Below are 24,388 nucleotides of genomic sequence, written 5' to 3'. Positions count from 1 at the left end.
CGGGCTGCGGCATGCTCGCAGTAGCGCCGAGCCGGGCGCGGGACCGGGCGACGACCGAAGAGGAGGCCCCGTGCGCAACGCACACTCCGCCGCCGCGGTGCGCAAGGCCGAGGGCGCGCTGATGGAGCGGCTGCCCGAGGGCGCGCTGATGCAGCGGGCCGCCGCCGGGCTTGCGGCCGCGTGCTCGCGGATGCTGCCGCGCACGTACGGCGCGCGGGTGGTGCTGCTGGTCGGCAGCGGCGACAACGGCGGCGACGCGCTCTACGCAGGCGCCCTGCTGGCGCGCCGCGGCGCGTCCGTGCGCGCGGTGCTCGCGGGTTCGCGCGTGCACGAGGGGGGACTGGCGGCGCTGCGGGCGGTCGGCGGCCGCACCGTGGCGGCGCCCAGCGGCGGCCGGAGCATCGGCGACTCCGCCGCGGCCGAGGAGATCGCGGCGGCCGACCTCCTCGTCGACGGCTTGGTGGGCATCGGCGGCAGCGGCGGCCTGCGCGAGCCCCACGCTGCGCTCGCGGGGCTGGCGGGCGCGGCCCTGGCGCCGACGGTCGCCGTCGACCTGCCCAGCGGGATCGACGCCGACACCGGGACCGCCTCCGGCCCCACCGTGCGGGCCGACGTCACGGTCACGTTCGGCACCCACAAGCCCGGCCTGTTCGTCGACCCCGGGGCCGAGCGCGCGGGTGTCGTGGAGCTGGTGGACATCGGGCTCGGTCCCGAGCTGTCCGGTCCGAGCCTGGAGTGCCCGCAGAGCGGGGACGTCGCCCGGCTGCTGCCGCGGCCGACGGGCGAGTCCGACAAGTACCGGCGCGGCGTGCTGGCGATGGCGGTGGGCTCGGACCGCTACCGGGGCGCCGCGGTGCTGGCAGTCGGCGGCGCGTTGCGCGCCGGCGTGGGCATGGTGCGCTATGCCGGGTCCGAGGGTGTCGTCGGCGAGGTGCTCAGCCGCTGGCCCGAGGCGGTGGCCTCCGTGCTGGACCCGATGGACCCCCTGGCCGCGCTGCCCCGCCGGGTGGCGGCCTGGGTCGTGGGCCCCGGTCGCGGCCTGCACCCGATGGCGCGGGCCGAGCTGGAGGCCGTCGTGGAGACGGAGCTGCCGGTGCTGCTCGACGCCGACGCGGTCACCCTGGTGTCGAAGAAGCCGGAGCTCGTGCGCGAGCGCTCCGCGCCCACCCTGCTCACACCGCACGCAGGCGAGCTGGCCCGGCTGCTGCCGGGCACCGAGCGCACCGACGTCGAGGGCGGCCGGCTGTCGTACGCGTCGCGTGCCGCCGACGAGTACGGGTGCACGGTCCTGCTGAAGGGGTCGACCACCGTCGTGGCGGAGCCGGGGCGCCCCGCGGTCGCCAACCCCACCGGCAGCCCGCTGCTGGCCACCGCCGGTACGGGCGACGTGCTGGCGGGCGTGATCGGCTCCTTCATGGCCGCGGGCCTGGCACCCCGCGAAGCGGCCGCGGCGGGCGCCTACGTGCACGGCCTCGCCGCCCGGCTGGCCCGCGACGGAGCCCCGGTCTCGGCCTCGGACCTGTTCGACGCCCTTCCCGCCGCCCTGGCCGAGGTCGGATGAGGGTTCGGACGGTGTCCTGGGGCGTGTTCGACGGGGTGCTGTCCTCCTGCGCGGCGCCCCGGCACCTCTCCCGCCGCGTTCTCGCCGGTCGGCAGGGGCCCGCCCCGGCTTCTTCCCCGGCTGTGTGCGAGAGCGGCACCGGGAAGCCCTCGTGGCACACGATCAGGCATTCACCCGGCGCGCACCGGTGCGCATGGAGCACGCGCAGCGCCTGCTCGTGCTCCTCCGGCTCCTTGGGTGGGCCGGGCCGAACGCGCACACCGGCCCCTCGGCGGTGGTAACCGGCGTCAGCTCGGCGCCCCAGCAGAAGGCGTGGTGGGACTCGTCCTTCCCGTAGCCGGCGATCTCGCCCGGGCCGGCCACATCCCCGCGGCGAGCAGGGCCGGTGCCGTATCGCGCAGGTGGCGGTTGTACTCGGACCGGGCCGGCAGGCGCGGGAGGAGACGACCGATCCGGGCCGGGGCCGATCGCAGCCATCGGCGCTCGTCGTCGCAGGGCAGCGGGCCTGAGCCACGGCCACGCAGACGGGTTCGGCGTCGGTGCGCAGCCGTATCGAGCCGCGATTGCGCGGTTGTCGGGCCGAATGCAGGACGTGGTCGTCCAGGTGGATATAGAGTGCGATCAGAAGGGCGTCGAGGTTTGTCTTCACACACTGATCTTCGGCGCCCTTCGCCATGCCCGCAGCCGGTTCGGGAAACTCCCATCAACGATCTACTGGTCGGCCTGATCCGTCTTTGCGCGGGCCAGGCCGCGGGCGGCCATGTCGGCGACGAACGTGTCGCCGGGGTCGCGGCTGTCCTTGAGCAGGCCCAGGTCCCCTTCGCCGATCCAGCGGAACTCGGTGTGCTTGCCCGGCTCCAGGCGGGGCGTGGCGAGGTCGCCCGACACGCGCACCAGGTAGTCCGCCTCGTTGCGGCGCACGCCGTCGCCGGGCGTCCACACCAGCCGGTCGAGCTCGGCGACGACCGCGGTCAGCCGCCAGCCGGTCTCCTCGGCGATCTCGCGGGCGAGCGCCTCGGGCATCGTCTCGCCGGGCTCGACATGGCCGCCGACGAGGTCCCAGCAGCCGGGGAACAGCCGCCGGTCCGGCGAGCGGCGCTGCACGAACACGCGCCCCTCGCCGTCGGAGACCACGGCCCCCGCGACCCACAGCCCGCCGTCGGCGGTGTCGGGGAAGCGGATGCCGGGCGCCACGCTGACTCCCTGTGCCACGGATGCCTCCTTTCCCCTGAAGCGGACCGCCCGCGGCGGTCCGTCCCGACCCTGGCCCCACGACACGCAGTGGTGGTACACGTGAACAGTAGGCGATGGGGCCGACGCAAGGGACGGGGACAGCCGTGGCTCGAACTGGGGGCGCCGTGCCTTCATCCCGCGCCGGCCGGCCCATCGGGGGCGGGCAGGGGGACCAGGCGCCGGCTCCGGCCGGCGGCTCCGGCGGCCGCGCCCGGCTGGGCTGGGTGACCGCCCTGGTCGCGGTGAGTGTGGTGCCGTGGGCGCTGTGGGCGGCGGTGCGCGCCACCGGAACGGAGGTCGGCTTTTCCCGCGGTCGCCCTGATCGCGTTCACGCCCTACGTCGCGGCGACCTCGGTCGTCCCGCTCGCGTTGGCACTGCTGACGCAGCGCGGCTGGGCGGCCCTCGCCGCCGGCGCCGCGGCCGTCGTACTGCTGGCCTGCGTCCTGCCGCGCGGCCTCCCGGGGCCGGCGCCCCAGGCCGACCCCCGCGGCCCGCGCATGACCGTGCTGACGGCCAACGTCTACTTCGGCCTCGCCGACCCCGACGCGCTCGTGCGGCTGGTGCGCGAGCGGGACGTCGACGTGCTCAGCCTGCAGGAGCTGACCCGCCAGTCCGACGACGCGCTCACCCGCGCGGGCCTGCGCGCCCTGCTGCCCTATGACGTCACGCGCGCCGGGACGGGCCCGGTCGGCGGAGCGGTCTACTCGGCGCACCCGGTGGAGGAGGCGGGCGACAGCTCCCGGCACGAGTACTTCGCCATGCCGCGGGCCCGCGTGCTGGTCCCGGGCGCACCGCCGGTCGAGGTGGTCTCGACGCACCCCATGCCGCCGGCCGGTTCCGGCGCCGTCGCGGGCTGGCGCGACTCCCTGCGCGAGCTGCCCGACGCCCGCCCCGGCGGCGGCCTGCGCGTGCTCGCCGGCGACTTCAACGCGACCCTCGACCACGCCGAGCTCCGCGCGCTGCTCGACACCGGCTACACCGACGCCGCCGACGCCTCCGGCGACGGGTGGCGGGCCACCTGGCCCTCCGACGGCTCGCTGCCCGGAACGACGATCGACCACATCCTGGTGGACCGCCGCGTCGAGGTCCGGCGGACCTCCGTGCACACCCTCCCCGATACCGACCACCGCGCCGTCCTCGCCGAGCTGTCCCTGCCGCGGGCCTGAGCGGGGCCGCCCGGCCCGGCGCCCTTGCGCCCCGGGCGGCTGCCGCGGACGGCGCGGACCCCGCCTGGACCCGGGCGCGGGCGCCGTCGGCGCGCTCACCTGCCGTCACGCGCGAACCCCTTCGAGTACGGCGGATCGGGGCGGCGCGGCGCAGGGGCGCCGCGATAGCGTAGGCGCTCGCCGCGCCACGGACCCGTGGCCGAGGCCGATCCTCCCGACACCGCCGGCCGGGTCGCCGGTGCCGGGCCGGGACACCGCCGTAGGGGGCTTATGGACGAGCAGGCCATGATCACCCGCGACCTCGCGCTGCGGCTCTGCGCCAACGCGACCGAGTTCGACCAGGGGTGGATCGAGGCGGACGCCAAGATCGTCGTCCCCTTCGCCGCGCCGCGCGACACCGCGCTGATCCACCGCGTCGTCGCGGCCGGGCGCGCTCTGGGCGTCGAACGGCTGCTGGTGGGCCGCACCCGCGCGGAGTTCGCCTATGAGCCGGTGACCGAGGTGGCGGCCGACACGGCCAGCGTCGTGCACGTCATCCGCTCGTGGGGGGACGAGCCCACCGACGTGCTGGTGGCGGTGGAGGACTTCTCCGCGGCGGTGCTCGTCACATCGACGACGCTGACCGTGGCGGCCGGCCCGCCGGACTTCCTGCGGCCGCTGGTCGGTCCCGACCTGGAGTCGGCCCGCACCGCGTTCGCCGAAGAGGCGCGGGACAGCCGCGACCCCGAGCTGCTGCGCGCCGCCCAGGCCTACAACTGCCTGGAGCCCGGAGCACGCCACGCCCGCACCCCGCGCGGTCCGGGCCCCGACCTCGCCGAGCGGCTGGCGGTGCGTGCCCGCTCCCTGCAGGAGGGCTCGCCCGGCGCCGCCGCGGTACTGCGCGCGCTGCGCGGCGGCTGGGCGTGGGCGATGCTGGCCGTGCTGCTGGTGGCGCCGTTCTTCGTCCCGGCGACGGCCGCCGCCCTTCCCGCCGCGGCGGGCATGCTGTGGCTGGTGGCGCAGCTGGCCTGGCTGTCGCGCTCGCGGACCGTCGCGTTCTCGACGCTGGTGCGCGTGCTGCTGCTGGGCGCCCTGCTGGTGTGGCCGCTCGCCGTCGCGGAGGACGCCTTGACCGCCTATGCGGGCGTCGACCGGTGGGTGGCCTACACCTACGTCGCGGTGTGGGTGGAGGAAGCGGGCAAGCTGCTGCCGCTGCTGCTGGTCGGACTGCCCGCGCGGCGCCGGTTCCGCAGGCTGGCGGCGGTGGACTACCTGCTCCTGGCGGCCGCGTCCGGCGCCGGCTTCCAGGCGGCCGAGACCCTGCTGCGCGCGCTGCCCGCCGGCGGCGCGGCGGCGCTGCCCTTCCCCGGCCCGGCGGCGTTCCTGCCCGGCGCGGTGGCGGTGCCGGAACTGGGCGTGCACTTCTCCGGCCACGGCGTGCTGACCGGCCTCGTCGGCGCGGCGCTCGGCCTCGCTGTCGTGGGCCGCCGCAGCGGGGGTGCATGGCTGTGGCTGCTGCCGCCGGCGGCGTTCGCCCTGGCGGTCCTGCAGCACATGATGTTCAACGCCGCCGTCGCCGAGGCGGCGCTCGGCTCGCCGCTGGAACCCCACCCCGCCACCGCGGTCCTGTACGGCTTCACCGGCGGCGGGACGGCGGACCGGTGGCTGCTGCTGTTCCTGCTGGTGTGCGCCGTGCTGCTGGACTACCGGGCGGCCCGGTGCGCGGCCGCCGTGACGCCGCCCCTGCCGGGGCACCCGCCGCTGCCCGGTCTGCGGCGGCGCGCCTACGGCCGGGCGATCCGGCTGGGCGTGCGCGTGCCCGGCGACATCGCCCCGGTCTTCCGCCGCGCCGCGCTGCTGTGGGCCCACGCGCCGCTGCGGCTGGCGCTGACGCTCTCCGACATGCTGCACGAGGCCGCCGTGATGCTGGCCGCCGCACGGCGCGGTCCCGCCGTCCTCGGCACGGCGTGGCGGTTCCTGCGGGAGCGCCGCGCCTACGCCATGGGCGCGGCGCGGTCGGGGGAGCGGCCCTGGCGGCGGTTCCCCACACGCGAGGACCTGCGCTCGACCGAGCACCGGCTCGGCGCGACCCTCTTCGGTGCGGCCGCGGGCGCCTTCGTGCTGGTCGCGGTGTGCGCGGCCGCCGACGCGTACGGCCCGGCGGGCGGGTTCCACGCACACGCCGCCGCGTCCCCGGGCGGGACGCCGTTCGCCGCCTACGCCGCCGAGGCGCTGCGCCACGCCGCCGACTGGTACCGGGCGCTTCCGCCCTCGGCGCTGCCGTGGGTGTGGGCGTGGTGGGCGGCGCTGCTCACGCTGCCGGCGGCCGGGTGGTCGGTGCCCCGCGCGTACCCCGATGCGGAGTCGTTCCTGCGCGAGCCGTCGCGGATGGCGGGCCGGGTGCTGGAAGCGGCGGCTCCGGGGCAGGTGCCGTATGCGGTGGCCGGGCTGGCGGGTCTGCTGCTGCCGTCGGTGGTCGAGCGGCCGCTGCGCCGCCGCTGAGTCCGCGGGGAGGCGCCGCCGGTCCCGCGGTCCCGCCGGTTCCCGGGCGGGCTGCGGCGGCCCGTCAGGCGCGGTGGTCGTGCCCGCCGCGCCGCCGCCCCGGTCCGCGATCGATCCGCCCGGGGACTCGTCGCCGTGATGGCCGTGCTTGTCGTAGCCCTCGTGGTCGTCGGCCTGTGCGGCTCCCGCGGTGAACAGGGCGCCGGCGGCGCCGCGGCCACGGTAAGGGCCCCGGTGGCGACATGGTGTTCCACGGACACGGAGGGTTCCCTCGTACGTGGTCACTGCTCCTGCATTCCGTGGTCACAGCGATCAGCGTCCGCCGTGGCCTCCAGAACTCTCCCCGCCTGCGGGTGAACCGCCCGCTCCGCCCGTTGCGCCCCCAGCGTGCCGCCGGGTGGCGGCTACGCCGGGTAGCAGCGGACCTCGGTCGCCTTGACCGCGGCCCAGACCTCGGCTCCGCCGACCGGCCGCAGCTCGGCCAGCGCCTCCGGCGTGATGTCGGCGAGCAGCGGGAGGGCGCCCTCCAGGTGCACCCGCACCTGGTCGCCGAACCGCTCCACCCCCTCGATCCGCAGCCGCCACAGGTTGCGCGGCGTGCCGTCGGGGCGTTGCCGGTACAGGGCGACGGCGCGCGGCGGGAACGCGACGAACACCTCGCCGTCCCAGTGCTCGGACAGCGAGACCTCCGCCGGCGCGGACTCCGCCCCGCCCGCCAGCGCGACCCGCGTGCCCCGGGCGCTGCCGCGGTAGAGGTTGAGCCCCACCAGCCGCGCGACGTAGCCGGTGCGGGGGTGCTGGGCGACCTCGCCGGGGGTGCCCTCCTGGACCACGCGGCCCGCTTCGAGCACGGTGATCCGGTCGGCGAGCACCATCGCGTCCAGCGGGTCGTGGGTGACCAGCACGGTGGCGCAGTCCAGGTCGGCCAGCCGGCGGCGCAGCTCCGAGCGCACCGAGGCGCGGGTGTGCACGTCCAGCGCGGCCAGCGGCTCGTCGAGCAGCAGCAGCCGCGGGCGCACGGCCAGCGCGCGGGCCAGCGCGACCCGCTGCGCCTGGCCGCCCGAGAGCGCGCGCGGGCGGGCGGCCGCGTACTCGGCCAGCCCCACCCGCTCCAGCAGTTCGGCGGCGCGCTCGCGCGCCTCGGCGCGGCCGGCGCCCTGGCAGCGGGGCCCGAAGGCGACGTTGTCCAGGGCGCTGAGATGACCGAAGAGCAGGTAGTCCTGGAAGACCATGCCGACAGGGCGGCGCTCGGTCGGCATGGTGGTCACGTCCTGGGCGTCCAGCCCGATCCGCCCGTCGGCCAGCGACTCCAGCCCGGCCAGCGCCCGCAGCGCGGTCGACTTGCCCGACCCGTTGGGGCCCAGCACCGCGACCACCTCGCCCGGCCGCGCCCGCAGTTCGGCGTCCAGCCGGAACGCGCCCCGGTCGACCACCAGGCGCGCGTCCAGTCCCCGGCGCGCGCCGTCCCCGCGGTCCACGACGCCCCCGCCCCCGGCTCCGGGCGCCCGTTCCGCTGTCACAGCGCACCCACCCACCGGTCGCGCAGCGCTATCAGGATCACCAGCGACACGCCGAGCAGCACCAGGCTCAGCACGATCGCCGACTCCGGGCTCTCCTGCATGGCCAGGTACACCGCCAGCGGCATGGTCTGGGTGCGCCCGGGGAAGTTGCCCGCGAAGGTGATGGTGGCGCCGAACTCGCCGAGCGCGCGCGCCCAGGCCAGCACGCCGCCGGCGAGGACGCCGGGGGCCACCATCGGCAGCGTGACGCGGCGGAAGACGACCGCACGCGAGGCGCCCAAGGTGGCGGCGGCCTCCTCGTAGCGCCGGTCGGCGGCCCGCAGCGCCCCTTCGACGCTGATGACCAGGAACGGCATCGCGACGAACACCTGGGCGACCACCACCGCCGCCGGCGTGAACGGCAGCGTCAGCCCGAACCACGCGTCGAGGTAGCGCCCCACGAGCCCGCGCCGGCCCAGCGCCAGCAGCAGCGCAACACCGCCCACGACCGGCGGGATCACCAGCGGAACCGTGACCAGCGCGCGCACCACGCGGCGGCCGGGGAAGTCCGTGCGCGCCAGCAGCCACGCCAGCGGCACCCCCAGCAGCACCGCGACGGCGGTGGCGGCGGTCGCGGTCGTCAGCGACAGCCACAGCGCTCCGCGCACCTCCGGCATCAGCAGCCGGGTGCCCAGGGTGGGCCAGGGGGCGCGGGCCAGCAGCCCGGCGAACGGCAGCACCAGGAACGCGAGCCCGACCAGGGCAGGCACGGCGAGCGGCCACGGGAAGCGCCCCGAGCGCACGCGCAGCCGGCCGCTCCCGCGCGCGGCCGGGCGCGCGGGCGCCTCAGCCGGTGGTGAAGCCCGCGTCATCGAAGACCTCGGCGGCGCCGTCGGATCGGACGAACTCCGTCCACTCGCGTGCGAGCCCGGGTCGGGCCGCGTCGTCGAGCACCGCGATCGGGTAGTCGTTGGCGGCCTGCTCGGCTTCGGGGAAGGCGATGCCCTCGACCCTCCCGCTCGCGCGGACGTCGGTGCGGTAGACGAGGGCGGCGTCGACCTCGCCCAGCTCGGCCTTCGTCAGCGCGGCCTTGACGTCGCGCTCACGCGAGACCGGTGTGACCTCCAGGTCCGCGGCCTCCAGCACCTCGGCAGCAGCGGCGCCGCAGGGCACCTCCTCCGCGCACAGCGCGACCTTGACGCTGGAGTCGGCGAGGTCGGACAGGGAACCGACGCCCGCGGGGTTGTCCGGGGGCACGGCGATCCGCAGCGTGTTGCGCACGAAGACGACGGGGTCGCCGGCGGTGAGGCCGTCGTCGGCGACCGTGTCCATGGTGTGGGTGTCGGCGGAGGCGAACACGTCCGCCGGTGCGCCCTCGGCGATCTGGTTGGCCAGTTCGGAGCTGCCCGCGAAGTTGAACTCCACCCGGGTGCCGGGGCGTTCCCGCTCGAAGCGCCCGCCCAGCTCCTCGAACGTCCCGGTCAGCGACGCCGCGGCGAACACGGTGAGGGTCCGCTCCGCCCGCCCGCCGCCCGAGCCCGCGGAGCCGTCGCTGCCGTCGACCGGGGCGCAGGCCGCTGCCGCGGCCAGCACCAGTCCCGCCGCTGCGCCCGTGATGAGGCGGCTAGCCATGCCGCTGTCCCTTCGCCGGTTCGTTCTCGACGACCACGTGTGTCGACTTCACGATCGCCGAGGCCACCGAGCCGACGTCCAGCCCCAGCTCGTCGGCCGCTTCGCGGCTCATCAGCGACACCACGCGGTGCGGCCCCGCCTGGATCTCGACCTGGGCCATCACGCCGTCGCGGTGGACCGCGGTGACCAGGCCGCGGAACCTGTTGCGAGCCGAGGAGACCTGGCGGCCCGGGTCCTCGGGTGCGTCGGCGCGCAGGAACGCGGCGAGGTCGGCGCCGTCGACGGTGCGGTGCCCGTGTGCGCCGCGCGCCGCGGGCAGCCGCCCGGAGTCGACCCAGCGGCGGACCGTGTCGCCGCTGACGCCCACGAGCCCGGCGACCTCACTGATTCGGAACATCGGCACGCCGCAGAATCTACACCTCGCAGAAGCGAAGGGAAACCCGAAATCCATTCGCTTCTGCGACAGGGAGGGTCGATGGTGGCACGCGTATGCGAATCCGACCCACACGCCCGGCCCCGGTGTTGCTAGCACTACCCGGGCGCGGTGTGGTGACGTCATGGCGCCCGGGGCCGCCGCATCCTAGGTTTGGTAGCGCGGACAGGACGATCGGCCTGCGGACAGAGGGGGTGGCGCGGGTGCGTGCAGTCGCCGCCGCCGCGACGGCGGGTGCGCCCCTGCTCGGCGACGCCGAAGCGCGCTCGCCGAAGGGCCGCCTGCTCGGCCTGCTCCACCTGGTGACCTCCTTCGCGCTGTCCGTGGGCTACCTGGTGCCCGGCACGCTGGTGCTGCTCCCGGTCGTGGCCCTGGTACTGCTGGTCTTCACCGGCTTCGTCGACCTGCTGCCGGCGGGCGAGCCCCCCTCGCCCGCCGCTCTCGCCGCCTTCTCCGCCGTCCTGCTGACCTGCGCGCCCCTGCTCGGGCGGCTGGCCTGCACCATCCAGCGCCGCCGCCTGGAGGACGTGTTCGGCGTGGTCGAGTCCCGCGCACCGCGGCCCGCCGCCCGACCGCGCAACCCGGCCGAAGCGCTGCTGCGCGGCCTCGGCTACCTCTACGGCCGCGACGCCTGGACTGCCGTCATCTGCGCCACCCTCACCGGCGTGCAGGGCGTGGTCTTCGGCGGGATCGTGCTGGGCCTGGTCGTCTACGGCACCGCGCTGGCCGCGGGTTCGCTGGTCGGCCTCGGCTACGCGCTGGTCAGCGGTTCTCTGGAGAACGCCGCGGCGCCGCTAACGGCGGTGTTCCTCGGGCCGGTGGGCGCCGTGGTCGGGCTGTGGGCGGTACCACTGCTGGTCCGGCTGGAGTTCGAGGTCAGCCGCCGGCTGCTCCTCGACGCGCCGGAGATGGTGGTGCGGCGCCGACTGGCCCAGGTCCAGGACAGCCGGCTGCGGATGGTCGACGCCGCCGAAGCCGAGCGCCGCCGCATCGAGCGCGACCTGCACGACGGTGCGCAGCAGCGCCTGCTGGTGGTGACCATGACGCTGAGCCGGGCGCGCGCCCGCGCCGCCGACCCCGACGAGGTCCGCGCCCTGATCGACGAGGCCCGCGGCGAGGCCAAGGCCGTAATGGCCGAGCTCCGCGAGGTCGCCCGCGGCCTGCACCCCCGGGCCCTCACCGACCACGGCCTGGACGCGGCGCTGCCGGTGGCCGCCGGGCGCTGCCCCGTGCCCGTCCAGGTGCGGGTGGACCTGCCCGAACGCCCCTCGGCGCGCGCCGAGGGGGTCGCCTACTACGTGGTTTGCGAAGCCCTGGCCAACGTCGCCAAGCACGCCGGCGCCGAGAGCGTCGAAGTGCGCGCCGAACGGGCCGCGGCCGAAGGCGCGGACCTGCTGCGCATAACCGTCACCGACGACGGCAAGGGCGGCGCCGACCCCGATTCCGGAACCGGCCTCTACGGCCTGTGGGACCGCGTCAACGCCGTCGACGGCGCCCTGGCGGTGGACAGCCCGGCGGGTGAGGGCACAGTTCTGACAGCCGACATCCCCTGGGAGGCGTGACCGTGCGCATCATCATCGCCGAGGACTCCGTGCTGCTGCGCAGCGGCATGGTCAAGCTCCTGGAGGACGCGGGCGTCGAGGTGCTGGCCGCAGCCGGCGACGCCGAGGAGCTGCTCGCCGCCGTCGACAGCGAACCCGCCCCCGACCTGTGCCTGATCGACATCCGCATGCCGCCGGGATACGCCGAGGAGGGGCTGCAGGCCGCGATCGAGATCCGCCGCCGCAAGCCCGGCGTCGCGGTGCTGCTGCTCTCCCAGCACGTGGTCAGCCGCTACGCCGCCGAGCTGCTGGGCGGCGACACCGGCGGCGTGGGCTACCTGCTCAAGGACCGCGTGGCCGACATCGACGAGTTCCTGGTCACGCTGCGCCGGGTCGCCGGCGGCGGCGCGGCCATCGACCCCGAGGTGGTCGCGCAGCTGCTCAGCCGACGCGAGGACAGCGCCATCGATCGGCTGAGCCGCCGCGAGGGCGAGGTCCTCAGCGCGATGGCCGAGGGCCTGAACAACGCGGGCATCGCCGCGAACCTGTTCATCACCGAACGGGCCGTGGAGAAGCACATCCGGGCCATATTCACCAAGCTCGACCTCGGCCAGGACGACCACGACCACCGCCGCGTGCGCGCCGTCCTGGAGTACCTGCGGGGCAGCGACCGCCGCAGCGCCGCACCGTGACCGAGCGGGCACCCGCCCCCACCACACCAGCGAGCAAGGGAGCAGCCGCTCCCGGAGGGAAGCAGGAGATGACATTCACGGGACGCGGGCTTTACGCCGCATCCAGCAAGGAGCCGCGCGGGCGCAGCTCCGGCTGGCTGCTCATCGGGGCCGCGCTGGCGCTGGCGGTGCTGGTGGGTGGAGCGCTGCTCAGCTTCGGCAGTGTCGAGTTGGGCGGCGACACACGCAGTGACGACTTCTCGGGCGTCGAGAAGGTCGAGGTGCGCACCGGATCCGGCGGCGACGTCACCGTCCACGGCACCGAGGACGACGAGGTCACCGTCGAACGCAGTCTGCGGGGCACCCCCTTCGCCGACCCCCGCGAGCGGCTGGAGGCGGACGGCGGAACCGTGAGGGCCGAGGCCACCTGCGGCGGCGGCGCCTGGTTCCTCGGCGACTGCGCGGTGGACTACACGATCAGCGTCCCCGAGGGCACCGCGGTGAGCGTCGACTCGGCGTCCGGTGACGTGGAGCTCGACGAGGTCGTCGGCACCGTCGACGTCTCGGCGGGCTCCGGCTCGATCCGGGGCGAGGACCTCACCGGCGACATCCGCGCGGCCACCACCACAGGGGAGATCGACCTGGGCGACGTCGAGGGCGACGTGGAGATGGAGTCCAACACCGGCTCCATCAGCGCCGAGGGCAGCGGCGGCACCGTGACCGCCGAGACCACCACCGGCGAGGTGGACCTTGAGGAGTTCGCAGCCGAGAGCTTCGACGTCGAGACCACGACCGGCAGTGTCAACCTGGAAGCCGGGTTCGCCAAGGCCCGGGTCGAGACGACCACGGGCTCCGTCGGGATCGAGGCGCTCAAGCCCTTCGACAGCCTGGCGGTCGACACCACCACCGGCTCCGTCGAGGTCGATGTCCCCGAAGGCTCCTACCGCGTCACCGGCGACTCCACGACCGGCGAACGGGACGTCGACGTCGACACCTCCGCCGCCGGCGGCGCTCCCCGCATCGCCGTCTCCACCACCACCGGCTCCTTCAACATCGAAGCCGAGGACTGATCGGTCCCCGGCCGTGACCGGCCCCGGGCGGCACGCCCGGAGCGGGCCGCGTACGGTCCGCGCGCATCCACCGGCAGGGGGCGTCCTCCGCACACGGACGGGCGTCCCCGCGCCATGCCCTACAGTTTGCGCCTGAGCGGCGATCCGAGGGGAGCGGGCCAATGGAGGCGACAACGTTCGGCGACGTCTGGCAGGAGGCGTTCACCGTGCAGGCTCCGCCGCCCACCTGGCTGGTCGTCGCGGCGGGCGTCGCAGCCCTGGTCGTCGTGGTCACCCGCGGCCCCTGGCGGCTGGCCCGCAACGTCGTCACCATCGCCCACGAGGGCGGGCACGCCGTCGTGGCCCTGCTCAGCGGCCGCCAGCTCACCGGCATCCGGCTGCACTCCGACACCTCGGGTGTCACCGTGTCGCGGGGCAAGCCGCGCGGTCCGGGCATGATCATGACGGTGGCGGCCGGCTACATCACCCCCTCGATCGTGGGACTGCTGGCCATCCTGCTGCTGGTCAGCAACCGGATCACCGCGCTTCTGTGGATGAGCGTCCTGGTGCTGGCGGCCATGCTGCTGCTGATCCGCAACGTCTACGGCGTGGTCTCGGTCGTGGGCACCGGCGCGGTGGTGTTCCTGGTCTCCTGGTTCACCCCGGCCGAGGTGCAGGCGGCCTTCGCCTACTTCTTCACCTGGTTCCTGCTGCTGGCGGGCATCCGGCCGGTGATCGAGCTGCAGGCGCAGCGCCGCCGCCAGCCCTCACCGGAGTCCGACGCCGACCAGCTGCACCGGCTGACGGGGGCCCCGGGCGTCCTGTGGGTGGCGTTCTTCGGCGTGGTCAACGTCGCGGTGACGGCGACCGGGGTCTGGCTGCTGATGTTCTGAGGGCCGGCGCCCGCCGCGCGTGCGGGCGCCGGACACGACGCAGGCGCCGCACGTTGGACGTGGGCGCCTTTTCTCTCGGGCTGGGTGGGGGAGCGCTAGCTCGCGCTGGAGCTCTCCTGAGGGGCCGCCAGGGCGGCCTCGACGGTGGGGAAGACGGCGACGCGGGTGTCGATCGCCGTCACGTGCAGAATGCGTGCGATGCGCTCGGACGCGGCGGCGACCGCAAGGCTGCCCCCGGCGCCCTTGGCGGCCTTGTGCGCCTGGATGAGCACGCGCAGCCCGCTGGAGTCGATGAAGGCCAGGCGGCTGAAGTCGAGGACGAGGCGTTCCTGCGGCCGCGCGTCGACGGCCGCGCGCACCGCCTGGTGGAACTGGTCCTCGGTGGCCATGTCGACTTCGCCGCTGAGCGCGAGGACGACGCCGTCGTCGCGATCGCGGCGGGTGATCTTCAGCGCGGCCATGTTCGCTCCGGGATGTTGCGCCGATGCCGTTGCCCTGGGGACCGGTGCGGCGTCGCCACCAGGGCGAGGGCTCTTACCGAACGTGCCGGTCAGCACGTTCGACGACGCGCCGCACAGGCGTGGCTGGTTGTTCAAAGTCGGTTACCCCCATGCTGACAATCGATGTGTCAGGCATATGTGGATCTGAGCTGCCTGCCGTGCCGTGGCGCCGCGGGCGCATAGTCGGCGGAAGGCGGTCGGCGGCAGATGGTTCTGGCCTGCTCGGCCCGATGGGCGGCTCGCGTCGCGCGGTCGCCGCTCCCCCTCATTCCTAAGATGCTTAGAATCAAGCATCCGTCGGGGACGATACCACAGGGCTGTGGCCTTTTCGTGACGTGAGTGACGCACATGCGTGTCCCTAACCGTATTCACACTTCTCTTACCTGCGGTTATCGACGGGGCCCGGGGAGAGGGCGACATCGGCCACACCCGCCCTCCGGTCCACCGCACGCTCCGCGGCCGCCCCACCGGGCTCAGCCGCCGCACCCGTTTCGTCCCGCATCCTCCCGCCGCACCGCATCGCCGCGACGGCAGGTGTCCGAACCCGCGCAGAGGGGGTAGGGGACGATTGCACGTGCACCGCGGGGGGATGCGATGAACGAGAGAGGCGCCGCGGCCGACACCGCCGCCAACGCCTACGTGCTGCGGTTGGGCGACGACGCGCTCGTCGCGGGCCACCGGCTGGCCGAGACCGAGGGCAGCGGGCTGTGGCCGGCTGCCCACGACGGCGAGACCGAAACCGCCCGTATCGCGCGCGGCCAGCTGAGGCTGGCCCGCTCGCTGCTGGGCTCCGCCGCACGGATGGAGGAGCAGCTCACCGGCGTGCTGCGCACCGAGGACGACCTCATCCTGGGCCGCGGCGCCGACCAGTTCCTCAACCTGCGGCTGCTGGAGCTGCCCAATACCGACCTCGCCCACGCCGTCGTGCGCCAGCTGCTGTTCTCCGCCTACGCGCTGGAGCTCTACACGGCGCTCACCGCATCCGCGGACTCCGCGCTGGCGGCCATCGCCCGTACCGCCGTGCGCGAGCTCCCCTTCCATCGCGACCACGCCGTCCGCTGGACGCTGCGGCTGGGCTCGGGCGACGACGACCGCCGCCGGCTCGACGCGGCGCTGAGCGAGGCGTGGCCGTACACCGGCGAGCTGTTCCTCTCCGACGAGGTCTCGCGCAGCGCCGCCGAGGCCGGTATCGGGACCGATCCCGCACTGCTGCGGCCCGCGTGGGAAGCGGCCGTGGAGGGAGTGCTGCGCGACGCGCGGGTCGCCCGGCCGGACCCGGTGCCGCCGGTCGGCCCGGTGGAGATGTGCGGCCGCGGAGGCGTCCACGCCGAGGCCTTCGACCGGACGCTCGCCGACATCCGCCGCGACCGCGCGCCGGAGGGGCAGTGACGCTCGCGCTCGGCCCGCGCGCGCACGCGCGCGCGAAGGCTGCAGGAGTCATGCGGGGAGCCGGCGCGGAGAAGGGCCCGGCCGGCGCGGAGCGCGCCCCGCCGGAGCGGGCGGAGGCGGAGCCCGGCCCCGGAGGGACCGGGCTCGGGACCGCGTCGCGGGCGGCCCGCCGCCCCGCGGGCCGCTCAGTCGCGGGGGAGGTGCGTGGTCTGGTCGGGCGCGTGCGGATCGCCGCCGCGGTGCCGGCCTCCCGATCGGCGCGCGGGCGCCTCGCCCAGGGCGTCGCGGTAGCCGCTGGAGTAGCCGGAGTCGTCGAACTCCGCGCCTTCGGGTACGTCGCGCTGGACCGGCTCGCGCCGGGTGCGGCGGACCGCGGTCGCGCCGACGCTGGTCAGCAGCGAGACGATCGCGATGCCGACGACGGTGTTGATGACGGCGGTGGAGAGCTGGCTGGCCGGCGTCGCGCTCTGGGTGAACGGGCTGACCGCCGCGACGACCGTGGCCAGGCCCACGATCCAGCCGAAGAAGATCGTGGCCCGCGGAGCGCTGATCAGCAGCAGGTGCAGCAGTGCGGTGGCCACCAGTGCGGCGATGCCCGCCGTGGCGGCGTAGGCGGCCGTGCCCGCGCCGCCGGTGTAGCCGGCCTCCTCGGGAGCCAGAATCGGGATGCCCAGCACGCCTCGCACAAGCAGCGTGCCGACGAGGACGATCAGGGCCGCGACGACGGCGGTGGCGAGACCGCCGGACCACAACCTGACGGCGTTCACACGCCGTTCGTTGCCATATTCGCTCATGCCGCTTCCCCCCGATACGGCCCGAACACGGTTGCTGGCCCCATACCCGGCGCCGACCGGCGAAAACACGGGTGCCCCGCGGGCGCGGCCGATCCGGCGCCGGGGGCCGCGCCGCGCACGGGGCCGGCCAACGGGGCGGTCGGGGTAGGGGCGCGAGAGGCGGCACCGCGGCCACGCCGACCGGGCGCGGCCGTACGCCGTACGGAGGCGCGGCCGGCGCCCGAGTGTGTCCGGAATCACCGTGGAATCTCCGCTCGACCGGTCATCGGACGCGGTGTCCGGCACTGCGACGCAGGTCACAGGGGCGCCCGCCGACTCGGTGCCGAGGGCGGTGTGCGAGGCGTGTCCGCGGCGGCGCCCGCGTTCGCCGAGCCCAGCTCATCGACCGGTCGGCCCGGCGCGGAAGGCGTCCTCCGAAGCGCGTGGAACCGCGGCGCCCGCGCCGTTTGCGGGCCGCGGGCGGGCGCCGAAACGGCGCTTACTCGCGCCGGGGAGAACGCATTATAGACTATCGAGAATTCGCATCGGATTCCTGGTCGCGCTTTGGGAATTCGCGGTGCGTCTTGCGCAATGTGTTGCGTAGTGCGGTTCGCGGCGGGCTCAATAGGTGCTCCGAAGGGCCTCTGACGTGGGCGGAGGCGCTGTGTCACTATGATGACCCGGGGTGAATTTTTCGGCTCTGACCTGGGCGGACAAGCTAAAAATGCCTCTTGCCACTTGAACTATGGTGGGGGTCATGGCTTTCAATGTATATGCGCGAAGTTTGACCCTCGGCGTCGTGTGTGTCTGGTGAGAGGGTTTTTCGAGTGTGAGGAGTCGAACAATTAAGGGACAGGATCAGCAAGATTTTGGTGACGACCCGCTGGCCGTTCGCGACACCGATCACTACAAAGACGAGTACGTGACGGGGTTCGTCGACAAGTGGGACGAGCTGATCGACTGGAAGAAGCGCTGGGCCAGCGAGGGCAACTTCTTCATCGAGCAGCTCAAGGCTCGCGGCGTCGAGAAGGTGCTCGACGTGGCCACCGGCACGGGCTTCCACTCCGTCCGCCTCATCGAGGACGGGTTCGAGACCGTCAGCGCCGACGGCAGTGCGGAGATGCTGGCCAAGGCCTTCGCCAACGGACAGACCTACGGCGGCCACATCCTGCGCGTCGTCCAGGCCGACTGGCGCTACCTCAACCGGGACGTGCACGGCAGCTACGACGCCATCATCTGCCTGGGCAACTCGTTCACCCACCTGTTCTCGGAGCGCGATCGCCGCAAGGCGCTGGCTGAGTTCTACGCGATGCTCAAGCACGACGGCGTGCTCATCCTGGATCAGCGCAACTACGACGCCCTGCTCGACGGCCAGTACGGGAACAGCCACACCTACTACTACTGCGGCGACGAGGTCTCGGCCGAGCCCGACCACGTCGACGAGGGCCTGGCGCGCTTCCGCTACCAGTTCCCGGACCAGTCGCAGTACTACCTGAACATGTTCCCCCTGCGGAAGAACTACGTGCGGCGGCTGATGCGCGAGGTGGGCTTCCAGCGCGTCGACACCTACGGCGACTTCCAGGAGACCTACCAGGCCGACGAGCCGGACTTCTTCATCCACATCGCGGAGAAGTCCTACCGCACCGAGGACGAGCTGACCGGCTCGTACTCCTCCGCGGTCCAGACGGCCCGCGAGTACTACAACTCCACCGACGCCGACACCTTCTACCACACGATCTGGGGCGGCACCGACATCCACGTCGGGCTCTACGAGTCCGACACGGACGACATCGGTGCGGCCAGCGTGCGCACGGTCGAGCGCATGGCCGGCAAGGTCCAGGTCACCCCTGCCACGAAGGTGATCGACATCGGCGCGGGCTACGGCGGTTCGGCCCGCTTCCTGGCCCGCACCTACGGCTGCCACGTGACCTGCCTCAACCTCAGCGAGGTGGAGAACGAGCGCAACCGGGAGAAGAACCGCGAAGAAGGCCTCGACCACCTCATCGACGTGGTCGACGGCTCCTTCGAGGACATCCCCGTCCAGGACAACGGGTACGACGTCGTGTGGTCGCAGGACGCCTTCCTGCACAGCGGCGACCGCATCCGTGTGATGGAGGAGGTCGCCCGGGTCATCCGCCCCGGAGGCCACTTCGTCTTCACCGACCCCATGGCCGCGGACAACGCCGACCGCGGTGAGCTCAAGCCCATCCTCAAGCGGCTCCATCTGGACACCATGGGCACGCCCGGGTTCTACGACCGCGAGGCCGCCCGGCTGGGCCTGTCCAAGGTCGAGTTCGACGACCTCACTCCGCAGCTGCCGAACCACTACGGCCGCGTGCTCGCGGAGACCGAGAGCCGGGAGTCGGAGCTGAGCGGCAAGATCAGCGACGAGTACCTGGAGCACATGAAGACCGGACTGCGCAACTGGGTCAACGGCGGCCGGTCCGGCTCCCTCGCCTGGGGCATCCTGCACTACCGCGCCTGATCCCCTGGCGACTCACCAGCGGCCCCGCGGCCCCCTCCGCGGGGCCGCTGGTGTCTCCGCCGGCGGTTCGGCCCGTGTCGGCCCGGGGTCTCGCGGGTACTCGGCAGGACGGGACACCGCCGCGTTCCGGCGCGGTCGCCCCGAACGCAGCGGGGCAGGACCCGGGCGTAGGCGGCGCGCAGCGTGCGCGGCCGGCCCCGGTCGGTCTCGTCCGCCCGCCCCGGCCCAGGTACCGCGCCGGTAGAGAGGAAGCGCCAGATGGACGGCACATCGGAGCGGCTCTGGGTGGTCGTCGGCGTCGACGGCTCCGATTCCAGCCGCTACGCGCTGGAGTGGTCGGCCAACCAGGCGGCGCAGCGCGGACGCGGACTGACCATCCTCACCGCGGTGGGCCCGCCCGACGCCGCGGGCGCCTTCCGCGAGATCGTCCCGCGCGGCGGCGAGCAGGAGACCTCCGACCGCCTCCGCGACGCCCAGGCGCTGCTGGACTACGCCCGCGACTGGATTCTGCGGCTGTTCCCCGAGCTGTCGGTGCGCACCCGCATGCCCACCGCGCGCGCCGCCGACGCGCTCCTGGACGAGGCCAAGCAGCCCGACACCTCCGCCGTGGTCGTGGGCTCGCGCGGGCTCGGCGGTCTGGCGTCGGCCTTCGTGGGGTCGGTGGGCATCGAGCTGGCCGCGCACTCCCCGGTACCGGTGATCGTGCTGCCGAAGAAGCACGAGGCCGCACACCGCGCCAAGGGCCGCGTCGTCGTCGGCGTGGACGGATCGGAGTCCAGCCGCCGGGCCGTGGAGTTCGCCTTCGCCCAGGCGCGGTGGAACGAGGCCGAGCTGGTGGGGGTCTGCGCCTGGCAGCCGATGGCGGCGTTCGTCTCCGCGATGGGGCCGGTGCCGCCCGAGGCCTTCGACGACGAGGCCGTGGAGGCCACGGCCCGCCGCACCGCCGAGGCCGAGCTGGCGGAACTGCGCGAGGCGTACGCCGACGTGTCGGTGGACCTGCGCACGGTGCGCGCCCATCCGGTGGTGGCGATCCTGGAGGAGGCCACGCCCGCCGACCTGGTCGTCGTGGGTTCGCGCGGCCGAGGCGGTTTCCGCGGCCTGATGCTGGGTTCCGTCAGCCAGTCGGTCCTGCACGGCGCGCACGGTCCGGTGGCCGTGGTGCGCTGACACCGGCCGGCCCCGGCGGCCCGGTGCTCCGGGCGGTGCGCCCGAGCGCGCCTTCGGGGCGCGAGCGCCTCCGCCGGCACCGGTCCATGCGTGCTCGGAGCCGCCGCCGGGCCGACGCGGGTCGGCCGGAGCCGAGCGGCTCCGCGAGGGCGGGTGCGCGCGTCCCGGGGCGAGCGCGGCGACGCGGCCTGCGCCGACTCCGGCGCGTACGAAGCGGGCCTGTCCGGTGATCGCCTCGACGGCGGCGCGGCCGCCGCAGGCGACGACCGTCCGCCCGCGGAGGGCGGTACCGCCTGTTCGGAGAACGGGAAGGCGCCCGGCGCATGGCGGCGCTCCCGGTGGTCGGCGTGACGCAGGACGTGCTGCTCGGCGTCCTCGGCGGAGCCGGTGCCGGCGAGGCGGAGTACCTGCGGTGCGCCGTCATCCAACCGGGTGCGCGACCGCCGCCGGGTCGTCGGACGGGCGCGGTGCGGCACTTGACGGAGAGGCGCCCACCACGGTTGACTCGGACAGACCGACCAGTTGGTATTCGACGACCGCGGAGGCGGCCAGTGAAAGCGTTGCGGGTGCACGAGACCGGCGAGCCCATCGACGTCCTGCGTGTCGAGGAGGTCGAGGACCCGCGTCCGGGCCCGGGGCAGGTGCTGGTGCGGGTCCGCTCCGCCGCCGTCAACTTCCCCGACGCGCTGCTGTGCCGCGGCATGTACCAGGTGAAGCCGCCGCTGCCCTTCACCCCGGGCGTCGAGCTGTGCGGCGACGTCGCCGAGACGGGCGAGGGGGTCAGCGGCGTCGAGGCGGGGGCCCGCGTCGTCGGCAGCGCCGAACTGCCCGCCGGCGCCTTCGCCGACTACGCGCTGATGAGCGCCGACGCGGTCTTCCCGGCACCCGCCGCCCTCACCGACGACGAGGCGGCCTCCCTGTTCATCGGCTACCAGACCGGGTGGTTCGCCCTGCACCGCCGCGCGCGGCTGCGCGAAGGCGAGACCGTGCTCGTGCACGCCGCCGCCGGCGGGGTCGGCAGCGCGGCGGTACAGCTCGCCAAGGCCGCCGGCGCGCGCGTGGTCGGGGTCGTCGGCGGTCCCCGCAAGGCCGAGACCGCGGCCGCGCTGGGTGCCGACGTCGTCGTGGACCGCCGTAGCGAGGACTTCGTCGCCGCGGTCAAGGAGTACACCGGCGGCCGCGGCGCCGACGTCGTCTTCGACCCGGTCGGCGGCGACTCCTACCAGCGCTCCACCAAGTGCATCGCCTTCGAGGGCCGCATCGTGGTCGTCGGCTTCGCGAGCGGCACGATCCCCTCGCCCGGGCTGAACCACGCGCTGATCAAGAACTACTCCATTCTCGGGCTGCACTGGGGCCTGTACCGCCAACGGGCGCCCGAAGCCGTACCGGAGGCCCACGAGCGCCTCACCGAGCTCGCCGGCCGCGGCCTGGTCAAGCCGCTGGTCAGCGAGCGCCTCGGCGCCGCCGAGCTGCCGGCCGGCGTGCAGCGGCTCGCCGACGGGGACACGGTCGGCCGCCTCGTGTTCACCCCCTGATCCCGCCTTGAGGCGCCGCCCCGCCGCCCCGGGGCGGCCGGGCGGGTTCTGAAGGCCCGACGGGCACCCGGCCGGCCCCGCGGCGGCACCGGCCCCGGCCCGGGCACCGCCACTGCGCCGCCCAGTCAGCGAAGGAGCCCCCGCATGCCCGAACCGTTCTCGATCCCCGGTACGACGGCGGTCGTCACCGGAGCCGCCGGCGGCATCGGGCTGGCGATCGCCCGCCGGCTGCTGCACCAGGGCGCGGCGCGGGTGGTGATCATCGACCTCGACGCGGACCGCGTCGCCGCGGCGGCCGAGGAGCTGGGAGACCGCGCCGACGGCGTCGCGTTCGACGTCGCCGACGAGGCGGCCGCGGCCGCCGCCGTCGCCCGCATCGAGGAGGACCACGGGCCGATCGACCTGTGGTGCTCCAACGCCGGGGTCGCCGCCGGCGAGGGACTCGGCGACGACGCCGCGTGGGAGCTGTCCTGGCGGGTGCACGTCATGGCGCACGTCTACGCCGCCCGTGCGCTGTTCCCCCGCATGGCCGAACGCGGCCGCGGCCACTTCCTGGTGACCGCATCGGCCGCCGGCCTGCTCACCCAGCTCGACTCCGCTCCCTACACGGCCACCAAGCACGGCGCCGTCGCGCTCGCCGAGTGGCTGGCGATCCGGCACGCCGACGACGGGATCTCCGTGTCATGCCTGTGCCCGCAGGGCGTCAACACCGCTATGACCGCCGGCGACGGCGGTACCTCGGCCACCCGGCTGGGCGGTGCCTACATCGAGCCGGAGGACGTCGGGGAGGCCGTCGTGGCGGCGCTGCACGCCGGCCGGTTCCTGGTCCTCCCGCATCCCGAGGCGGCCGACTACGAACAGCGGCGCGCCGCGGACCGCGACCGCTGGCTCGAGGGCATGCGCCGCGCCTGGGCCACCATCCGCGCGGGTGCCGCCCGCGGCGAGTGAGAGAGGCGAGCATGGACTTCGGCTACGACGAGACCACCCGCGCCCACCTGGAGCGCCTGCGGGCGTTCATGGACGAGCGGGTCATCCCCGCCGAACCCGTCTACGCCGAGCAGGCCGCCCGGCGCAGCGACCCGTGGTCGGCTCCGCCGGTGGTCAAGGAGCTGCAGGCCGAGGCGCGCAAGCGCGGGCTGTGGAACCTGTTCCTGCCCGCGTCGGACTACGGCGCCGGGCTGACCAACCTGCAGTACGCACCGCTGGCCGAGCTGACCGGACGCTCGCCAGGCCTGGCGCCCAGCGCCCTCAACTGCGCCGCCCCCGACACCGGCAACATGGAGATCCTGGCCATGTTCGGCACCGAGGAGCAGCGCAGGCGGTGGCTGGAGCCGCTCCTCGAAGCCGAGATCCGCTCGGCGTTCTGCATGACCGAGCCCGACGTGGCCTCCTCCGACGCCTCGAACATCCGGCTGAGCATCACCGCCGACGGCGGCGACTACGTGCTCGACGGGCGCAAGTGGTGGACCTCCGGCGCCCTCAGCCCCGACTGCCGGCTGCTGATCGTCATGGGCGTGACCGACCCGGGCGCCGCGCCCTACCGGCGCCAGAGCATGGTGCTCGTGCCCGCGGACACCCCCGGCGTCGAGGTCGGCCGAGGGCTGCCCGTCTTCGGCTACACCGACGGGACCAAGGGCGGACACGCCGAGGTCTCCTTTACCGGCGCCCGGGTACCCAAGAGCAACATCCTGCTCGGCGAGGGCGAGGGGTTCCGCATCGCGCAGGAGCGGCTGGGGCCGGGGCGCATCCACCACTGCATGCGCGCGATCGGCGTCGCCGAACGCGCCCTGGAGCTGATGTGCGCCCGGGCCGCCGAGCGGACGGCATTCGGCGGGCCGCTGGCCGAGCAGGGCACGGTGCGCGAGTCGATCGCGCGGGCGCGGGTGCGCATCGAGCAGGCCCGGCTCCTGGTGCTCAAGACCGCCTGGCTGATGGACACGGTCGGCAACAAGGGCGCGCGCACGGAGGTCTCGGCGATCAAGGCCGAGGTGCCGCTGATGGTCCAGCAGGTGCTCGACGACGCGATCCAGGTGCACGGCGGTGCGGGAGTGTCCGACGACTTCCCGCTTGCTCAGCTGTGGGCCGCCAACCGCACGCTGCGGCTGGCGGACGGCCCGGACGAGGTGCACCTGCGCTCCATCGCGCGCCGCGAACTGCGGCCGTACCTGGCGGACGCGCAGGCGTAGCGGCCCGGCCGCCTGCGGGGAACCCCTGCGCAGGCGGCCGCCGTTCCGGTGCACCGCCCACCCGCCGCGTGCGCGCCGGGCGCGTGCTCCGCCGAAATCCCCGTCAATTCCGGTAATACTTCGGTGAAGTCGCTTCCGGAACGCGTTCGTGCCGATACGTTCGGTGGCGAGGCCCTCCGCGGTCCGCGGCCGG

20 protein-coding genes and 1 pseudogene are annotated in these 24,388 nt (G+C 74.6%); 13 read left to right on the top strand and 8 right to left on the bottom strand.

Going from position 1 to position 24,388, the window contains the following annotated elements:
• Positions 1 to 70 precede the first annotated feature (70 nt).
• Positions 71 to 1,561: an NAD(P)H-hydrate dehydratase gene (locus ABD284_RS07775; protein ID WP_344141850.1), complete on the top strand. Its 1,491-nt coding sequence runs from the start codon at positions 71 to 73 to the stop codon at positions 1,559 to 1,561.
• Between the two features lie 79 nt (positions 1,562 to 1,640).
• Here the strand turns inward: ABD284_RS07775 and ABD284_RS25750 are convergent.
• Both ABD284_RS25750 and ABD284_RS07765 read right to left on the bottom strand, forming a co-directional pair.
• A pseudogene (locus ABD284_RS25750) lies at positions 1,641 to 2,210 on the bottom strand (IS982 family transposase); the annotation flags it as partial.
• Positions 2,211 to 2,272: 62 nt separating this feature from the next.
• A complete protein-coding gene (locus ABD284_RS07765) occupies positions 2,273 to 2,773 on the bottom strand; it encodes an NUDIX hydrolase (protein ID WP_344141848.1) in 501 nt (166 codons plus the stop codon).
• Positions 2,774 to 3,163: 390 nt separating this feature from the next.
• Between ABD284_RS07765 and ABD284_RS07760 the strand changes: the two genes are divergently transcribed.
• Positions 3,164 to 3,961 carry an endonuclease/exonuclease/phosphatase family protein gene (locus ABD284_RS07760; RefSeq protein ID WP_344141847.1) on the top strand — a complete coding sequence of 266 codons (798 nt, stop codon included), beginning with the start codon at positions 3,164 to 3,166 and terminating at the stop codon, positions 3,959 to 3,961.
• A 270-nt stretch (positions 3,962 to 4,231) separates the two neighbouring features.
• A complete protein-coding gene (locus ABD284_RS07755; RefSeq protein ID WP_344141846.1) occupies positions 4,232 to 6,442 on the top strand; it encodes a PrsW family intramembrane metalloprotease in 2,211 nt (736 codons plus the stop codon).
• A 404-nt stretch (positions 6,443 to 6,846) separates the two neighbouring features.
• Here ABD284_RS07755 and ABD284_RS07750 read toward each other — a convergent pair whose 3' ends face one another.
• The 4 genes from ABD284_RS07750 to ABD284_RS07735 are packed head-to-tail and all read right to left on the bottom strand — an operon-like array spanning position 6,847 to position 9,976.
• The gene (locus ABD284_RS07750) at positions 6,847 to 7,920 is read right to left on the bottom strand and encodes an ABC transporter ATP-binding protein (protein ID WP_344142031.1); all 1,074 of its coding nucleotides are present in this window, start codon (positions 7,918 to 7,920) and stop codon (positions 6,847 to 6,849) included.
• A gap of 38 nt (positions 7,921 to 7,958) precedes the next feature.
• Positions 7,959 to 8,813 (bottom strand): ABC transporter permease, encoded by an 855-nt coding sequence (locus ABD284_RS07745; RefSeq protein ID WP_344141845.1) that lies wholly within the window; start codon positions 8,811 to 8,813, stop codon positions 7,959 to 7,961.
• On the bottom strand, positions 8,788 to 9,573 hold the full coding sequence (gene modA, locus ABD284_RS07740; RefSeq protein ID WP_344141844.1) for a molybdate ABC transporter substrate-binding protein: 786 nt from the start codon (positions 9,571 to 9,573) through the stop codon (positions 8,788 to 8,790). The genes ABD284_RS07745 and modA overlap by 26 nt, the downstream gene beginning before the upstream one ends.
• Complete coding sequence (locus ABD284_RS07735; protein ID WP_344141843.1) at positions 9,566 to 9,976, bottom strand: TOBE domain-containing protein; 411 nt, start codon at positions 9,974 to 9,976, stop codon at positions 9,566 to 9,568. The genes modA and ABD284_RS07735 overlap by 8 nt, the downstream gene beginning before the upstream one ends.
• 233 nt (positions 9,977 to 10,209) lie before the next feature.
• Here ABD284_RS07735 and ABD284_RS07730 point away from each other — a divergent pair, with 233 nt between their 5' ends.
• The 4 genes from ABD284_RS07730 to ABD284_RS07715 all read left to right on the top strand — a co-directional run bounded on the left by ABD284_RS07730 (position 10,210) and on the right by ABD284_RS07715 (position 14,160).
• Positions 10,210 to 11,568, top strand: a complete 1,359-nt coding sequence (locus ABD284_RS07730) for a sensor histidine kinase (protein ID WP_344141842.1) — start codon at positions 10,210 to 10,212, stop codon at positions 11,566 to 11,568.
• Between the two features lie 2 nt (positions 11,569 to 11,570).
• Complete coding sequence (locus tag ABD284_RS07725; protein ID WP_344142030.1) at positions 11,571 to 12,239, top strand: response regulator transcription factor; 669 nt, start codon at positions 11,571 to 11,573, stop codon at positions 12,237 to 12,239.
• 68 nt (positions 12,240 to 12,307) lie between these two features.
• The gene (locus ABD284_RS07720) at positions 12,308 to 13,288 is read left to right on the top strand and encodes a DUF4097 family beta strand repeat-containing protein (protein ID WP_344141841.1); all 981 of its coding nucleotides are present in this window, start codon (positions 12,308 to 12,310) and stop codon (positions 13,286 to 13,288) included.
• Between the two features lie 161 nt (positions 13,289 to 13,449).
• A complete protein-coding gene (locus ABD284_RS07715) occupies positions 13,450 to 14,160 on the top strand; it encodes a M50 family metallopeptidase (protein ID WP_344141840.1) in 711 nt (236 codons plus the stop codon).
• Between the two features lie 95 nt (positions 14,161 to 14,255).
• Here the strand turns inward: ABD284_RS07715 and ABD284_RS07710 are convergent, their stop codons facing one another.
• A complete protein-coding gene (locus ABD284_RS07710; protein ID WP_344141838.1) occupies positions 14,256 to 14,621 on the bottom strand; it encodes an STAS domain-containing protein in 366 nt (121 codons plus the stop codon).
• A gap of 633 nt (positions 14,622 to 15,254) precedes the next feature.
• On the opposite strand from ABD284_RS07710, the gene paaC reads away from it, so the two are divergent.
• Positions 15,255 to 16,049, top strand: coding sequence for a 1,2-phenylacetyl-CoA epoxidase subunit PaaC (gene paaC / locus ABD284_RS07705; protein ID WP_344141836.1), 795 nt, complete (start codon positions 15,255 to 15,257; stop codon positions 16,047 to 16,049).
• Positions 16,050 to 16,234: 185 nt separating this feature from the next.
• Here the strand turns inward: paaC and ABD284_RS07700 are convergent, their stop codons facing one another.
• Complete coding sequence (locus ABD284_RS07700) at positions 16,235 to 16,843, bottom strand: DUF6069 family protein (RefSeq protein ID WP_344141834.1); 609 nt, start codon at positions 16,841 to 16,843, stop codon at positions 16,235 to 16,237.
• An 808-nt stretch (positions 16,844 to 17,651) separates the two neighbouring features.
• On the opposite strand from ABD284_RS07700, the gene ABD284_RS07695 reads away from it, so the two are divergent.
• The 5 genes from ABD284_RS07695 (at position 17,652) to ABD284_RS07675 (ending at position 24,195) form a co-directional block, all read left to right on the top strand.
• The gene (locus ABD284_RS07695; RefSeq protein WP_344141832.1) at positions 17,652 to 19,307 is read left to right on the top strand and encodes a glycine/sarcosine N-methyltransferase; all 1,656 of its coding nucleotides are present in this window, start codon (positions 17,652 to 17,654) and stop codon (positions 19,305 to 19,307) included.
• A gap of 258 nt (positions 19,308 to 19,565) precedes the next feature.
• Positions 19,566 to 20,474: a universal stress protein gene (locus ABD284_RS07690; protein WP_344141831.1), complete on the top strand. Its 909-nt coding sequence runs from the start codon at positions 19,566 to 19,568 to the stop codon at positions 20,472 to 20,474.
• 551 nt (positions 20,475 to 21,025) lie between these two features.
• Complete coding sequence (locus ABD284_RS07685; protein ID WP_344141830.1) at positions 21,026 to 22,009, top strand: NADPH:quinone oxidoreductase family protein; 984 nt, start codon at positions 21,026 to 21,028, stop codon at positions 22,007 to 22,009.
• Between the two features lie 144 nt (positions 22,010 to 22,153).
• The gene (locus ABD284_RS07680) at positions 22,154 to 22,957 is read left to right on the top strand and encodes an SDR family oxidoreductase (RefSeq protein ID WP_344141829.1); all 804 of its coding nucleotides are present in this window, start codon (positions 22,154 to 22,156) and stop codon (positions 22,955 to 22,957) included.
• Between the two features lie 11 nt (positions 22,958 to 22,968).
• On the top strand, positions 22,969 to 24,195 hold the full coding sequence (locus ABD284_RS07675) for an acyl-CoA dehydrogenase family protein (protein WP_344141828.1): 1,227 nt from the start codon (positions 22,969 to 22,971) through the stop codon (positions 24,193 to 24,195).
• The last annotated feature ends 193 nt before the right edge of the window (positions 24,196 to 24,388 follow it).

The sequence above is a fragment of the Streptomonospora arabica genome (genome assembly GCF_039531585.1).
GTDB classification, from domain to species: domain Bacteria; phylum Actinomycetota; class Actinomycetes; order Streptosporangiales; family Streptosporangiaceae; genus Streptomonospora; species Streptomonospora halophila.
Note: the sequence above shows the minus strand (reverse complement) of the source record. Positions and strands in the feature narration are given on the sequence as shown.